At 46.7% G+C, this 15,415-nt stretch carries 17 protein-coding genes; 3 read left to right on the top strand and 14 right to left on the bottom strand.

The features are described 5' to 3' along the window. Positions 1–26: 26 nt before the first annotated feature. The 6 genes from BLV50_RS11750 to BLV50_RS11725 all read right to left on the bottom strand — a co-directional run bounded on the left by BLV50_RS11750 (position 27) and on the right by BLV50_RS11725 (position 6,083). Entirely contained in the window at positions 27–1,865 is a 1,839-nt protein-coding gene (locus BLV50_RS11750) for a cache domain-containing sensor histidine kinase (protein ID WP_090807835.1), read from the bottom strand. Continuing rightward, positions 1,862–2,899 (bottom strand): response regulator transcription factor, encoded by a 1,038-nt coding sequence (locus BLV50_RS11745; RefSeq protein WP_090807833.1) that lies wholly within the window; start codon positions 2,897–2,899, stop codon positions 1,862–1,864. The genes BLV50_RS11750 and BLV50_RS11745 overlap by 4 nt, the downstream gene beginning before the upstream one ends. A 42-nt stretch (positions 2,900–2,941) precedes the next feature. Next, positions 2,942–3,820, bottom strand: a complete 879-nt coding sequence (locus BLV50_RS11740) for a carbohydrate ABC transporter permease (RefSeq protein ID WP_063567831.1) — start codon at positions 3,818–3,820, stop codon at positions 2,942–2,944. Between the two features lie 12 nt (positions 3,821–3,832). Continuing rightward, a complete protein-coding gene (locus BLV50_RS11735) occupies positions 3,833–4,750 on the bottom strand; it encodes an ABC transporter permease (protein WP_079695379.1) in 918 nt (305 codons plus the stop codon). Positions 4,751–4,806: 56 nt separating this feature from the next. After that, positions 4,807–5,016: a tautomerase family protein gene (locus BLV50_RS11730; RefSeq protein ID WP_063567830.1), complete on the bottom strand. Its 210-nt coding sequence runs from the start codon at positions 5,014–5,016 to the stop codon at positions 4,807–4,809. Positions 5,017–5,174: 158 nt separating this feature from the next. Beyond that, entirely contained in the window at positions 5,175–6,083 is a 909-nt protein-coding gene (locus tag BLV50_RS11725; protein WP_090807828.1) for an arginase family protein, read from the bottom strand. A 91-nt stretch (positions 6,084–6,174) separates the two neighbouring features. Between BLV50_RS11725 and BLV50_RS11720 the strand changes: the two genes are divergently transcribed. Next, on the top strand, positions 6,175–6,726 hold the full coding sequence (locus tag BLV50_RS11720) for a CGNR zinc finger domain-containing protein (RefSeq protein ID WP_090807826.1): 552 nt from the start codon (positions 6,175–6,177) through the stop codon (positions 6,724–6,726). Positions 6,727–7,130: 404 nt separating this feature from the next. Here the strand turns inward: BLV50_RS11720 and BLV50_RS11715 are convergent, their stop codons facing one another. Continuing rightward, positions 7,131–7,334, bottom strand: a complete 204-nt coding sequence (locus tag BLV50_RS11715) for a hypothetical protein (RefSeq protein ID WP_090807824.1) — start codon at positions 7,332–7,334, stop codon at positions 7,131–7,133. Positions 7,335–7,720: 386 nt separating this feature from the next. Between BLV50_RS11715 and BLV50_RS11710 the strand changes: the two genes are divergently transcribed. After that, positions 7,721–8,299 carry a TetR/AcrR family transcriptional regulator gene (locus BLV50_RS11710; protein WP_090807822.1) on the top strand — a complete coding sequence of 193 codons (579 nt, stop codon included), beginning with the start codon at positions 7,721–7,723 and terminating at the stop codon, positions 8,297–8,299. Between the two features lie 80 nt (positions 8,300–8,379). Then, positions 8,380–10,566: a YhgE/Pip domain-containing protein gene (locus BLV50_RS11705; protein WP_090807820.1), complete on the top strand. Its 2,187-nt coding sequence runs from the start codon at positions 8,380–8,382 to the stop codon at positions 10,564–10,566. 127 nt (positions 10,567–10,693) lie between these two features. On the opposite strand, the gene BLV50_RS11700 is transcribed toward BLV50_RS11705, so the two are convergent. The 7 genes from BLV50_RS11700 to BLV50_RS11670 form a co-directional block, all read right to left on the bottom strand. After that, a complete protein-coding gene (locus tag BLV50_RS11700) occupies positions 10,694–11,032 on the bottom strand; it encodes a DUF4190 domain-containing protein (protein WP_063567824.1) in 339 nt (112 codons plus the stop codon). A gap of 175 nt (positions 11,033–11,207) precedes the next feature. Further along, positions 11,208–11,963, bottom strand: a complete 756-nt coding sequence (locus tag BLV50_RS11695) for an amino acid ABC transporter ATP-binding protein (RefSeq protein WP_072735141.1) — start codon at positions 11,961–11,963, stop codon at positions 11,208–11,210. A 62-nt stretch (positions 11,964–12,025) separates the two neighbouring features. Continuing rightward, complete coding sequence (locus BLV50_RS11690) at positions 12,026–12,685, bottom strand: amino acid ABC transporter permease (RefSeq protein ID WP_090807818.1); 660 nt, start codon at positions 12,683–12,685, stop codon at positions 12,026–12,028. A gap of 109 nt (positions 12,686–12,794) precedes the next feature. Then, on the bottom strand, positions 12,795–13,565 hold the full coding sequence (locus BLV50_RS11685; RefSeq protein ID WP_079695065.1) for an amino acid ABC transporter substrate-binding protein: 771 nt from the start codon (positions 13,563–13,565) through the stop codon (positions 12,795–12,797). A 130-nt stretch (positions 13,566–13,695) separates the two neighbouring features. After that, on the bottom strand, positions 13,696–14,253 hold the full coding sequence (locus tag BLV50_RS11680) for a DUF4825 domain-containing protein (protein ID WP_079695064.1): 558 nt from the start codon (positions 14,251–14,253) through the stop codon (positions 13,696–13,698). Next, positions 14,250–14,942, bottom strand: a complete 693-nt coding sequence (locus BLV50_RS11675) for a permease prefix domain 1-containing protein (protein ID WP_079695063.1) — start codon at positions 14,940–14,942, stop codon at positions 14,250–14,252. The genes BLV50_RS11680 and BLV50_RS11675 overlap by 4 nt, the downstream gene beginning before the upstream one ends. Continuing rightward, positions 14,939–15,298, bottom strand: a complete 360-nt coding sequence (locus BLV50_RS11670; protein ID WP_090808763.1) for a PadR family transcriptional regulator — start codon at positions 15,296–15,298, stop codon at positions 14,939–14,941. The genes BLV50_RS11675 and BLV50_RS11670 overlap by 4 nt, the downstream gene beginning before the upstream one ends. Positions 15,299–15,415: the final 117 nt, after the last annotated feature.

The following is a 15,415-nucleotide window of genomic DNA, read 5'->3' as shown; positions in this document are numbered from 1 at the left end:
GATCTTCCTCCCTGTTATATGTTCAATTAAATCCGTTTGCTATGCTGATCTGCGGGAAGCGCCATCGTAATGGTCGTTCCCAAGCCTCGCTCACTCTCAATCATCAAGCCATACATTTCTCCAAATACAAGCTGAATCCGCCGATGGACATTCATGAGTCCGATACCCCCACGATGGTAGACATCATCGGAATCTTCGCCTGCCAGACGATTCAATTCCAGATGGTCACGCAGCTTCTCTAGGCGTTCCTCGCTCATGCCCATGCCGTTATCCTGGACGATGACAAGAAAGCGATCTTCCAGGCTCCGAGCATCGATACGGATAAAGTGACCGGGCTCCATGCCTCGCGGAAATGCGTGTTGTAACACATTTTCCACCAGTGGCTGAAGGGTGAGTCGAACCATTTTTTCCAACAACAGATCCGGCGCAATGATAACCTCAACTTCAAGCTCTCGATCCATGCGATGTTTCATGATGGAAAGGTAGGCCAGCACATGCTTCAACTCATTAGCAACCGTAATTTCCTCCAGATTGGTCTGAATGGAATAACGGAGCATATGAGCCATGGATTCCACCATCTGTGCAATTTCTTCGGAGTCCTGTACGACGGCATAACATTTGATCGTTTCCAGGGTGTTGTAGAGAAAATGCGGATTGATCTGCAACTGAAGCGCCTGAAATTCCGCACGGTGCCGTTCCAGCGCCTCCTGCTGAAGCTCGATTTCCGACTTCTGGCGGCGCAGCTCCGACTCGTATACACTCTCAATCATGTCCGACAGGCGGCTGACCATCAGATTATAGCTGCGGATCAGCACACCAATTTCATCGCGCCTTTCCTTCATCTCCACCTTGTTCCAAATTCCCTTCTCCGTCTGTCTCATTCCGTTCATCAGCACACGAATAGGTTCCACTTGAGATGCTCCGATCCGGTAGGCCACGACAAGCGCGGCGAGCAAGGTCCCTGCACCAACCCATAATGTGGCTGAACGGATCGTTGCAATCGGTCTTTGCAGCTCCGACAGCGGCACGGAAGCGACAAAACGCCAACCCGAATATGCAGAAAGCTCCGATATGAGCAACCGTTTGGTGCCATCCGTGTTCTGTTCCAGTGATCCTGCCTCCATGTGCATAAGCCTATTCACAGTGTTGGACGCCATCGCTGTCTGCGCCTCTTCGTCCCCGGGTGTGTAGATTACAGTTCCGTTCTGATCCATCACATACTGATACCCACCTTGACCGAGGTCGAGTTCTCCCCATATTTTGTCAAGCTCCAGCACATTTACTTCCATCGCCAGTACTCCGTTTGGCGTATAGGAGGATACCCCTCTAATCCGGCGAGCGATCGTAATCACATTGGCGCTCTGTCCACTGCGAATACTGCGGGTAAGCAACGTCGATTCTCCATTTGCAGGGGTTGCAGCCAGCAACTCCTTATATTGCTGTGCCGCGTCGATATCCGGTATACCAGCTGAATTCTGGTTGTCATCAATCACAACACGCCCGTTATCCCCGATAACATACAGGAACTTGATCTGTGGGTATAACATAAAAACAGGCGGGAACACGTTCGTCTTAATCTGACGGCTGTACTCGTAATAGGCATAACTGTCCTCCGAATTCATATCGAGGAAATGCTTCACACTTCCGTTCGAGAGAATGGAGTAGGTTGCACGATCATAATTTTGCAAATACAGTTCAGTCTGGTACGCCGTATTGCGCATCGTTTGGGCGATGTTTTCCGCAAGCTGGTCGTTCATTTCAGTCGAGGCATAGGTATAGGTGAACAGGCCGATGGCGGACAGAGACAACGTAATCACGACGGCAAAATGAAAGAACAGGCGGATGGACAGGCTGCGCTTCATCATTCAATGCCCAACTTGCTGCGGTATTCGGACGGGGTCAGTCCGGTAATTTTCTTAAATGTTTTCGTAAAATGGGGATGATCCGCATACCCCACTTCGTAGGAAATATCCGTAATCCGGTTGCCCGGCTGTTCCAGCATGCGTTTGGCCAGTTCCATTTTGCTGCGTATCCGGTATTGGATAAAGGTCTGACCTGTCGTCTGTTTGAACAGCTGGCTGAAGTAGGACGGGTTAAGGCCTAACTTGGCAGCAATCTCGTCCAGTGAAACTTCGCGACGCAAATGCTTCTCTAGATAGGCTTTTGCTTCTTCCACTGGATGCTTGCGCTTGCCACTGCGCTTTTCCTTGATCGTCTTCATTAACGTGTGGATCTCGTTGCCCAGAGCCTCGAAGCATTCTTTCGAGGAAGCGCTTTCATTTAACTCGCAGGATATACTCATCGTACCGTTGCCACGTGCGTTCATTCGGGCCACAATCAATTCCAGTAATTCATGAAAAAGCTCCGCTGTCTGCTCAGGCATCAACGAATATGCCGGATAGCGACCAGACCATGCTGCGAGCAGCTCCGTGACATCGGACTGTCTCAGCTCCCATATGGCCTCTTCCAGACGCATCGCCCAATCATTCAGCTCCCTCACGGGTACAAGGGACACCGTAGGTTTATCCTCTTCGGATGCCAGCAATTTGAGCAGCAGTTCATGTAGCTCCTGTCGTCCCACAGGCTTCAACAGATATCGCTTTACCCCATAATCCATACAGGCTCTTGCATATTCAAAGTCCGAATAACCGGAAACCACAATAATGCGTATCGTGCTGCCTTGCTCGGATAAACGTCGACACAGCTCAATACCATCCATCGTCGGCATGCGGATATCCGTAAACAGGATGTGTGGCCGAAAGGCCTCTACCACCTGAAGGGCCTCTTCCCCATGCGCTGCCTGTCTTATCTCACAGTCGAACAGCCCCGCTTGCTTGATCATTTTTGCCAGACCCATCCGAATCATCGGTTCATCATCCGTAATCAAGATTCTGAACATCGCCATTCCCCCGTTCCCGTCAGATCTGTATGCTTCATGTACTTAAGATTTGACGGAGCCGACCATGATTCCTTTTACAAAATGCTTTTGCAGGAAAGGGTAAATGATAATAATCGGCAGGGTGGCGATGATGATGGTTGCCATTTTGATGCCTTCCGGCGATGTATGTGCAAGGGTACTGTAGACGGCAGAACCTGGATCGACGGAAATATCGTCACTCTCAAACAGCTTCTTGAGTGTTACCTGGATCGGCCACCAGGCCGGATCATTCAGATAATAAAGCGCGGTGGAATAGGCGTTCCAGTGGCCCACCGCATAGAAAATGCCGAGTGATGCCATGGCCGGTTTGGACAATGGAATGACGATACGCCAGATGATGCCGAATTCCCCACAGCCATCAATACGGGCAGCGTCGATCAGTTCACCCGGCAGCTGTGCGAAGAACGAGCGCATGACGAAAAAGTTAAAGGCATTAATCGCTCCTGGCACAATCAGAACCAGCGGATTGTTGACCAGATGCAGTTCCTTCATCAGGATAAAGTTCGGAATGAGCGGCGCCGAGAATACAACGGTCACCAAGACAAACATGACGACCAGGGAGCGCCCCTTGTACTCTGGACGGGAAACGGGATACGCCAGCGATGCCGTTGCAGCGAGATTGACCAGCGTACCAAACAGCGTCACACCAACGGATACCGCAAAGGCCCGCCAGAACGAAGCATCGCCGAATACATATTCATAATTGATCCAGGTAAAAGCGACAGGCCAGAAGCTAACCTTTCCGCCCATGATCGCTTCCGAGCTGCTAAGAGATTGAGCCAGCACATTAATGAAAGGCAGAATCATCGTCAACGAGAGCAGCGTAAGAAAAACGAGATTTCCAATGCGGAATATACGGTAACGGACACTGGGGGTACGCATCTATCTCGCCTCCTAATACAGGCTTTCGCCGGTTGTTTTTTTGCTGAAGAAATTACCGAGTAGAACAAGCATCAAACCCACGACCGACTTGAACAATCCGATAGCCGTTGTATAGCTGTATTGCTGTGAGAGCAGGCCAGCTTTGTAAATATACGTATCGAGAATTTCTCCAGATTCCAGATTGAGCGGATTCAGGAATACGAACACACGCTCAAAGCCCAGATCAAGGAACTTTCCGATGTGCAGCAGTAGCAGGATCATAATCGTCGGCAGTAAGGATGGCAGGGTAATCGACCATATTTGCTTCAAACGTCCGGCTCCATCCACCTCTGCCGCCTCATACAGATCGGGATTAATTCCCGCAATGGCAGCCAGGAAAATAATCGTTCCGTAACCGGAGTCGCGCCAGATCCCAGAACCGATCAGAATGGAACGAATGTACGAGTCTTCTCCAAGAAAGTAGATCGGCTGCATGCCCAGAAATCCAAGTGCCTTGTTCACCACCCCGGCATCCATCGAGAAAATACCCATGAAGATACCACTAATGACGACCCAGGACAGAAAGTGTGGCATGTAAACAATCGTTTGCAACAAACGCTTAAACACAATCATCCGTACTTCATTCAGCAGAATGGCCAGTAAGATCGGTACCGGGAATGCAATCACCAGATCATATATTCCGAGCAGAAGTGTGTTATTGAGAATTCGCAAAAAGTCATAATGGCTGAACATCTTCTGGAAATGCTCCAGGCCTACCCAATCACTTCCGGTGATGCCTTTGAAAATGTTGTAGTTCTGAAAAGCAATGATCGAGCCGAACAGAGGTACATATTTGAAAAGGAAAAAATACAGAATGCCCGGTACGGAGAGCAGATATAGTATCCGGTATCGCCACAGATAACGTCCCGCATCTCCGAGCCGAGTGCCCAGACCAGACGAGTTAAGTCTGGCTGTTCCTCGGCTTGGCGGCGCAATGTCCGCCGGCTTCACGTCTTCTCCCCTCCTTGCTTCTGTGATTGCATGGCTTTCAAATTATCAGGAACGTTCTCGTCCCATGGGATTTCATTGAATTCAACGGAAATATAATCCGGCTCACGGTCGATAATACGAGATAGCTCGCGTGTGAACACCTCCACGATCTCCTGCTTTTGCTCATCCGTCCTGCCTTCATACAGCCTGATCGTAATTTCTGGCATCCGAGTTAAGCTCCCTTCACCATATAATGTAAACGCTTCAACAACTTCATCTTAGCGTTCCTGTGAGAGAGCAACAATGGACTGTCTTTTCGTTCACTTGTGTTTTCTTTAGGTGGGGATGATGGTGAGAGGGCTAATAACTAATATTTCGGATGGGCTTACTCTTTGCCTTGCAGCACTTTAATAAGCAGATTGCAAAATTTTCGAGAAACCTCTTGAGTAAAGTCTAAATCGGGGTCCAAAATAGCTACCGTCATCCCTATAATTAGATTGGAAGCCAAAATCGTCTGGAGTATGTGCTCCAGTTCATGCCAGGTAAGACCATTGGATTCCGGGCAATCCACACAAGGCATAATCGAAGCATCCAGCACATCTGCATCCAGATGAAGCCAATAACCTTCAACTTCATTGGTTCGGTTCATATAGTTCTGTATTAACGTTGTCGTCTTCTCTAGCCCCTCGCGCCTGATCTGTTCCGCACTGCAAAAAGAAATACCAGCTATTGTGGCTTCCTCTATAATGTCCTGTTCAGGATCAGATTCTCGGTAACCTATCGAAAGAACGTGTTTTGGTTGAATATAAGGAGCTCGTCCCTCTAAATTGGTAAGAAGCTTTGTCCCCGTTCCAGTAACGATTGCCAGATCCATTCCGCCAACAACAGCCTGTTCTCTGTTCCCCTGATGATAATAATCCGGATGAGCATCGATATGAATTAATCCATATGTCCCCTTCCGCGAGAGGGCAAGAGCGCTCCCCACCAGGACACTGCAATCCCCACCCAATACCAATGAAAAATCGTCATCTTCTATTACCTTTTGGACCACATTAGCTAAATTAACGGAGTAAGTAGCCACTTGCCGGCCATTTAATGTTCCTTCATCAAAAACTTCTTCGATAGGATGCTCAGGCTTGGATATTCGTTGAGTAACTTTCGCATCAATAGCTGAATGCAAGCCCAACTGCTCAAGTGTATCTGGAAGCTTGTCACATCCTCTTTCACGTCCATCTGGATGTTTGCGGAGCCCCAGATTCGTAGGTGCATGTATCATTTGAATGGTTTTGTTCACCGATTTCTATCTCCTCACTTGACTTTATGTAAGTACTAAAACATAATTTAAGCATTACTATATAACGAAAAATGTAAGGAGTCAAACTAATATGAAGTCTTACAACGAAACATGGTTTTCTTTCACATTTGAACTAATCAACACCTATGATCCCTTTTACGAAGAACCCGAAAGAATCGGTAGCGTGGCTCTACTCACAGAACTTCTGAGTAAACATGGGTTGCTTTCAACCAAGTTACCTGCCTCGAAAGATTTAATAGCTGTACATTCTTATCGCGATACGTTTCGTGATCTTATTCGAACGGCAACGGACAAAGAACTCTCTCTTTTCCTAAACACACATCTCTCTCGTGCCCCAATCCAGTCAAGCCTATCTACAACTACGGGTGGGCAATTCATGTTCGTATATGATCAACCGGAAGGAAAAGGACATTCGTTGAGCGATTCACTGCTTTCCATCTGCTCATTGGTATTAGGGATGGAATTAACCGAATACGGTAGATCACGCCTTAAAGCGTGTGCTTCTGTACCTTGCGAGGAAATATTTATAGATCATTCCAAAAACGGGCTGCAACGCTTCTGTAGCAAACGTTGCTCCACCCGATATCATGTCAAAAAACACAGACAGCTCGGCCATCTGTGAATTGGTTATTGGTTAATGGAATTTTCTTTTAACTGTTATAAGACCCTCTGCTCGCTCTCCGTACAGAGGGCGAACAGATACTAAGTTAATACGCGGCCTTCATTGTGAAAATCGACAAGCATTATCCTTGCGCTATGAGTCATACATAAAACTAAATCTATGCAATTTCAAAAGGCAATTTGGGAAGTTAATCTCTAATCAATAAAAGTCATTTTTTATCGTCAAAACCTACAAAGCCAAGTGTAACTCAGCCACGTTATTTATTCTATTTAAAAACCTTATTCAACCTAGACAAACATGATATTTCAACTACGTATGACTTACAGTACAGTTTAATAATACTCTTACTGCTTGGGTGTTTCTCCCACTCCTTCCGTAATACATCGCCAGTTCATAGCAGAAATCTAGATAATATGAGGCATCAGTATCTGAATGTTCTTCCAGTCAATGATCTGTATATTTTCTTCAAATAAACTTTCATATTCTTTTATTGGTAACCCACTTAATCGGTTTGCTTCAAGTAGCGTTAAGAGCCCAGTAATCAACTCTTCCTTACTTTGCAGAATAAATGATACATATTCATCTAAAACCTTTGTTTTGCCTTCCAATAAATCTAACACCATCAAATTAATTTTAGAGATCTCTGCATAATATTTAACTTCATCTATCGATTCTTCATCTGTGATTCTTAACCATCATAGTTTAAAATAAGATGCATTTCAGTTATCGGCATTTCCCCCTAGATCTTATCCTTCTCTGAAACAAAAAAAGTCTTACTTATCAAAAACTCGTTTTTTTTCGTTAGCACCTGTCTGAATACATACTAGCTTCACTTAATCCCCCTCAAAAGCTTTTATCCAACATTATGATAAACATCACTTCCTCCCTCCCCATTCAATGGTACATTTGTTTACGACCAATTGACCGAATAAGTAATCCAGTCAACTTTAAGTTATCTTTTATCATTGCATATGATTAGGAGGTGTTAGCTGCCATGAAAACTATCGATCGAAGGCAGCAGGTCATTGATTCTGCTGAGAAATCGTTCGCATTGTTTGGATACAAAGCCACTACAATGGAGCAAGTTGCAAGACTGGCTAATGTGGGCAAAGGTACGATCTATACTTTTTTCGAGAACAAGGAAGAACTGTTCGGAGAGATCCTCCACTCGATCATTACTGATATGAAGCGGATTACAGAGCAAACTGTGCAGGACGACAAACCATTTCTTGAGAACGTACACCAGAGCATGGACGCTTTGCTGGAGTATAGAGAGGAACATGAGTTGTTAATCAAGCTGTTTCAGGAGGTAAACGAGTTCGGCACACCTCAGGCGAAGGAAGGTTTGCAGAAAGTAGAGACAGCCATTCTCGAATATTTAGAACGTCAAGTTCAGCGCGCCATGGAACTACAGCAGATTCGTGAAGACGATCCCAGACTGGTCTCTTTTGTCCTGCTGAAGCTGTACGTCACCTTAACTTCCGATTGGAACAAAGCGCATCCTTCGCTGCACAAGGATCAGATCAAGGATTTCGTTGGCCTCTTTCTCAAAAGTGGATTATCCCCTACATAAAGAAAGATGTGAATATGAATCCTTTATCAATTAGAGATAGATATAGCAACAGAGTAGCGTAATGATGGGGAGAGAACATGATGAAATCATTCACTGTATTTGGGCAGGATTTGAAATCTGCCTTCAAGAAACCAAAAATATTTATTCCGATTCTCGTGGTGCTGTTCATTCCGGTACTGTATAGCGGTCTGTTCCTCAATGCGTTCTGGGACCCTTACGGCAAAATGAATGAACTGCCTGTTGCCGTGGTCAACACGGATCAGGGGGCAACCTACAATGACAAATCGCTGGAAGTCGGACAGAATCTGGTCGATGAATTGAAAAAAAGTGATGACTTCAACTGGCAATTTGTGACCCGAGAAGAAGCCGAGCAAGGCATGGAAGACAACACATATTACATGACGATTGTTATTCCAGAGGATTTTTCCGCAAAAGCTACCACTCTAATGGATGACCATCCACAATCGGCAGAGCTGATCTATGAACCCAATGAAGGATACAACTTCCTAGCGGGGCAGATTGGCGGGACAGCGGTCAAACAGATCAAATCCAAAGTCTCTGCGAAAGTGACGGAATCATATACGGAAACCCTGCTGGATCAGGTAGAGAAAATCTCTAGCGGTTTGGCAGATGCCGGAGACGGCGCAGGTCAGATCAACGAGGGTGCGGTTAAGCTGGATGAAGGTGCCTCCAAGTTGAAAGAGAACCTATCCAAACTGGCCGATGGAACCAACAAACTCGAAACAGGCATTACCCCGTTAAAAGAAGGCACGAACACCTTAGCTCAGGGTATTGATGAGCTTCATACAGGAGCCAGCTCCCTTTCCAATGGCTTGTCCCGATTGGCGGCAGCAGGTGCGAAGCTTGGTGACGGAGCAGCACAGGCTGAAGCTGGCGGCAAAAAGTTACAGGCTGGGATTCAATCTGCTCAGGAAGGAGTCGCAAAATTGGATGCTGGACTGGCTGCAACCGAGGAAGGCAGCGCCAAGCTGACCGCTGGATTGCAGACTTCAGTCGGAGGCAGTGGCAAAGTAAGTGAAGGTGCCAAGGCCGTTGCGCAAGGTCTTGCTCAATTAGCTGAAGCCAGTCCAGAGTTAGCTGCTAACCCGGCTGTACAGCAACTCCTGGCAGCAAGCCAGGCTGTTGCCGCTGGTAGTGAACAGGTATATCAAGGTGGACAGCAATTGCTCGAAGGCAGCCAAAACCTGCAAGCTGCTCAACATCAGCTGCATCAAGGCAGCAGCCAGTTAGTACAGGGTGAGCAGCAGCTTATAGAAGGAGCAACACAATTGTCCGCTGGACAGGTGCAGCTTGCGACTGGCCTCCAGCAGTTCAACTCCAAGTTGTCTGAAGCTGCCGCTGGCGGAGCCAAACTTTCAGAGGGTTCTAGTCAATTAAACGCAGGTGCAGGGAAACTGGTTGATGGGTTGAACCAACTTTCAGACGGAATCACCACCATTGCCGATGGTTCCCGCAAGCTGGATAACGGCGCAGGAGATTTAAAAGAAGGTACCGCCAAATTGAGCGATGGCTCTGGTGAGCTTGCCACCAAACTGAATGATGCCGCCGATCAAACGGGCAGTGTGAAAAAGACGGATGAACTTGTAACGATGTATGCAGAGCCCGTTCAGGTGGATGAACATAAACATAATGAGGTGCCCAACTATGGAACAGGATTCTCGCCATACTTCCTATCATTGGGGCTGTTTGTCGGGGCATTGATTGCAACGCTGGTTGTACCCACACGCGGCAGCTCGGTTGCCGATGCGAGCAGCTGGAATCGTTTTGTGAGCAGAACGCTGGCTTTCACGATCATGAGTGCCGTGCAATCCCTACTCGCTTCCTGGCTTGTCTTGTCCGGCTTGGGTCTGGAAGTTCAAAGCGTGCCTTTGTTCCTTTTATTCAGTTTCGTTACCAGCCTGACCTTCATGTATATCATTCAGGCTCTGGTTACTTGGTTGGAGAATCCCGGCCGCTTCCTGGCGATCCTCATGTTAATCTTCCAATTGACCACCAGTGCAGGTACGTTCCCGTTGGAGCTTATTCCGAATTGGCTGAAAGGTTTCAATCCATGGCTGCCGATGACCTATTCGGTAACCGGGTATAAAGCTGTTATTTCGAGTGGACAGTTCGGTGTGGCTTGGGATCAGATCGGAATTTTGTGCCTCTTTGCCGTGATTGGTCTGGCGGCTACCTTTACGTATTTCATGGTGCATCGTACGAATGAAGGCGAGGAAGTAAGTAGAGAAGCAGTGCTTCACGTGTAGGATGGAAACATAAAAAGCAAGGCCTGTTGTAAGCAACGCCCTCGCTTCAATAACAGCGGGTGTTTGCTTATACACGGCCTTGCTTTTTTAGTAAAGAGGCAATTTTTTATCCACTATCCTTATCATTCTAATATGTAGATATATCGGTGCTAACGTAGAAGAAGGCGGCAGCCAGGATGAACAAAATGATAATTGCATAAATCGCCGTGCCGATGATGCCACAGACGAGACCAGCAATAGCGAGTCCTCTTCCTTGTTCCATACGAAGCTTGATTTCTTTAAGAGAAATAGATGCAAATACGATAGCAACAATACCTATCAGAAATCCCAAGTATGGAATTATCACTGACAAAATCCCCAAGACAAGAGCTGCGATAGACTTGCTATTGGTTTTTGGTACTACATAAGGTGGTGGCGGAAGCGGATCGCTATAATAACGATCCACATCATTGTGACGTTGATCCAAAGGTAAATCCTCCCTGTTTATTAAGTAGTCTTATTATACTTGATTAACTGGAAAAATATGCTCCATTATTTGTAAATATTCCGATTTTATTAAAAAAATCCGGATTCATCGTCGACTTTCGTCGATCTAACGAATCCGGATCTCGTTAAATCCATATCTTAACTCGTCTTAACCTCTACCCTTCCACTTCCACCCGCTGCAAAAACGTACGCGTGCGCTCCAGCTTGGCATTACCGAAGATCTGCTCCGGCGGTCCCGCCTCGGCGATTTCTCCGTTATCCATGAAGAAGACACGATCCGCAACATCGCGGGCAAAGCTCATCTCATGGGTGACGATCATCATCGTCATATTCTCCTGTGCCAGCTGCTTGATGACGCGCAGCACTTCTCCGGTCAGCTCGGGATCGAGTGCCGAAGTCGGCTCGTCGAACAGCAGAATGTCGGGCTGCATCATTAGTGCGCGGGCAATCGCTACGCGCTGTTTCTGTCCACCGGACAGGTTGGCGGGATACGCATCCGCCTTGTCGGAGAGCCCTACTTTACCGAGCAACTCCAGACTTCGCTGCCGGATGATCGCTGAGCTTTCTTTTTTCAACGTCTTCGGTGCCAGTTCCAGATTCGCCTGTACCGTCAGATGCGGAAACAGGTTGAAATGCTGAAAGACCATGCCCATGCGATCCGTAATCTTCCGAATATCCGCGGCACCTGCATACGATCCGTTCTCAGCCAGCGCCTGGCCTTGGATACGAATGGTGCCACCCGAAATATCCTCAAGATGAATCAGGCTGCGCAGCATCGTACTTTTACCCGAACCCGAAGGCCCGATTACGGCAATGACCTCACCCGGCTCCACGTTGAACGTTACCTGCTTCAGCACATCAAGTGTGCCGAATGATTTTCTTAATTGATTCACTTCTATAATATGTGTCATATGCAGACAGTCCTTTAATTGATGAGATTAGATAACTTTATATACTTCTGTTCCGTGCGCGTTTACTCAAATGTATAACGTTTCTCCAGTGCCTTGAAGAACAAGGTAAGTACCATGGTCATCAGCAAATACATAATAGCTGCTATAACAAACGGCATCAATTTAAAATCCCGGTTTACTGCGGCCTGTGCGTAATGAAGCAGCTCAGGTACAGCAACAGCGTACAACAATGCCGTATCTTTAATAAGGCTTATGGATTCATTTGCAGTGGCAGGTAATGCTACCCGAAACATCTGCGGGATGATGACTTTCGTCATCGTTTGCCATTTGCTTAGGCCCAGTACCTGTGCAGCTTCATGTTGTCCTTTATCAATCGAGAGCAATCCACCTCTGAAAATCTCGGCAAAGTACGCACCATAATTCAAAATAAAAGCCAACGTTGCCGCCGTAAAGCGGTCAAATACAAGATACTCTCCTACGCCTGGAAGCAACGGCAGACCGAAGCAAAAGAACAACAGCTGAAGCATCAGCGGCGTTCCCCGCATCACATATACGTACGTATGAGCGATCCATGCCAACGGCTTGAATCGGCTTTTCATCAATAAGGTTACTCCAAATCCAAGTGGTAAAGACACTATAATGGCCAGCAAAAATAAAAAGATCGTGGTCTGTGCACCTTCAAGCATGGGCTTCATGACGCCCAATAAATACTCCCAGCTCATCGCAATCGGCTCCTCTAATCTGTTAACCCCGCATTCCGCAGGAGACTTGCTCCTTTTTGGAATCCGGGGTCATGTTGTTTACTACATATGTCAGGCAAGTGGCCTGATCCTATTTCAAAACTTCATCTTCACCAAACCATTTGGTGGAAATCTCGGCTGCTGTGCCATCGGCATTCAGCTCATCCAATGCTTTTTGCAGCTGATTCAGTAGTTCTTCATTGCCTTTTTTCACACCAATGCCGTATTGTTCCGGAGCAAGGGATTCATCCAGCAGTTTGAACGTTCCCTCTTCCTTGGACATGTAATATCTCGCGACCACTTCGTCGATGATGACAGCATCCAAACGTTTCGTCTTGAGATCGGTTAGCGCCAGTACGTTGTCCGGGAATTCGGAAGCATTCACTTTATCCTTCAGAGGACTTGCCGCGAGTGCATCTGCCGCAGAGGACAGCGCCTGCAATCCTACATTTTTGCCATCCAGTTCATCCAACTTCGTAATCGGTGAGTCCGCGAGTGTAACTGCAACCTGGCTGTTCTCTAGATACGGCTTCGTGAACAGCACTTTATCTTTCCGTTCATCCGTAATCGTGTACCCGTTCCAGATCAGGTCGATTCGGCCGCTGTTCAGCTCCGATTCTTTGGAAGACCAATCAATGGGTTGGAACGTAATTCCTTTCCCCATTTTCTCCCCTGCCGCTCTGGCATAATCAATATCAAAACCAACAATTTCATTCTTGTCATCCCGGAAGCCCATTGGAGCAAATTTATCATCTATCCCCACAATAATGGCATGTTCATCTTTGCTTCCCGAGCTGGAACACCCCGCAACAACAATCATGCATATGCTGATCAATAATAGAAATATCGCTTGTTTTCTCATCTCTCTAACCCCTCCATGTCTATAACCAAACCCAAACGCTTTAGTTCGTTACCACGTTATCAGAGTCTTATAATAACATAGCATAGGAGAAGAGTCGAGCCTCTTACCTTTTCCTTATCTTTGAACCAACTTAATTGTCAACAATTTGTGAAAAAGCTTCTTTCACTTTCGCGGGTTCCACCAGCTTCTTACGCACCGCTGCATCCCACTCCTTCGGTTCATGAAGGGTCTTCAATTCCGTTCCAGCCCATTGCTGAGCAGCCTCACGGCTCAAAGTATATTGAACATCCTCAAATGAATAAAGCACATGCTCCAAATTCTCAATCCATACAAAATTGGCAGCAGCGTTATATACAAGTATTCGTTCCAACTCTTCGGACTTCATCTCGCTGGTATTTATCCTGTAATTGATCTGAGCCGTAAATGTCTCTGGAACCAACTGATACCCATTCAATTGGCCGTTTAGAGGCAAGGCTTGATTCAAATGGCTGAGATTAGAGAAGTCGCCCATATAAGGACTGCGATATTTCGCCAATGCCGCAAAATCATGGGTCAATGGATCTTGCTGCTCTGCTTCATACTGCGACTGCTTCGCCTCTATTCTCGGATTAACGACGCCCTCAACCACAATAACACCAAAGATACCGAGCATGACCAATGCAATAATCCATTTATTCTTTCCCGTCATATGACATCGCCTGCCTCATACTTGCTCACGATCCGATACGCCCTCTGCACGATCAAAGGAATAATAATACTTAATAAAGGTATGGCAAAAGCAATTGCGATTACCGTAAATTGATAGGGTCCCTCTACCTGAATCGGTCGACTATACCAGATGTTGCTTCCAAATCGCAGCGCCGCCTGTGTACCCCATAACACAACGATGAGCCCTGCCCATAACCACCACACTCTGCGCGTCCATTGTAAGAACACAGGTGTACGAATAACGGCAGTGTCCTCTGGATCAGTCGAAGTATTTTTATTTTTCATCATGTAAAATACATACGCTCCACCAACGATCACACTCATGATCATAAGCAAATTGTTAATGGTTGCGCCCTGGACCATGACTCTCATTGGAATGGTAATGATCCAGGCGATAAGACTATAGATCAAGGCAGACTGCAACACCGCAGTCCAATAAGGAACGCGATGCACCCTGCGATGATCACTCATGATCTGCTCCATGCCAGCCACATGTTGTATGGCAGTCTGAAAAGCCTGCTCCTCGTCCATACCCTGCTCCATATAATCTTCAATTCGTGCAGCGAGATTACTGTGAATCTCTTCTTTTAACTCCTGATTGGCCAATGTATCCTGCGCATCATTGAACAGACGATTCACATAGCGGGTAATGCGAGCTTCCAATGTCATATCCCTTCATCTCCCTTTTCCCCGGAAATAATCATGCAGTCAATCAATGTTTTGGCTGCGTTCCAAGCGTGAACTTGCTGGGTATAAGCTTCCTGCCCCTGCGTTGTAATTCGGTAATATTTGCGTCGTCCTCCCTGGCTCTCTTCCCCCCAGTAGGATTCCACATATCCGCTCTTCTCCAGCCTTTTCAGACTGGAATAGAGTGTCGGTTCCTTTAATTCAAACCGGTCTCCACTCTTGCGATAAATTTCCTTAATAATGCTATAGCCGTAGTTATCCTTCGGTATAAGTACACTCAGAATAATGGGGTCAATGTTGCCTCGAATGAGGTCACTGTTAATCGCTTGTTCATCCATCTGCAGATTCACCGACTTTCTTCAATCCTGGGTATACTATAAGACATATTACTATGTCTGTAAAGGTAATATGTATCGCATGGTACATATGCGTCGCAATGAGCAACATTCTTCTCT

This window comes from Paenibacillus sp. 276b, from assembly GCF_900107875.1.
Classification (GTDB): domain Bacteria; phylum Bacillota; class Bacilli; order Paenibacillales; family Paenibacillaceae; genus Paenibacillus; species Paenibacillus marchantiae.
This window is presented reverse-complemented; position numbering and strand designations above follow the sequence as displayed.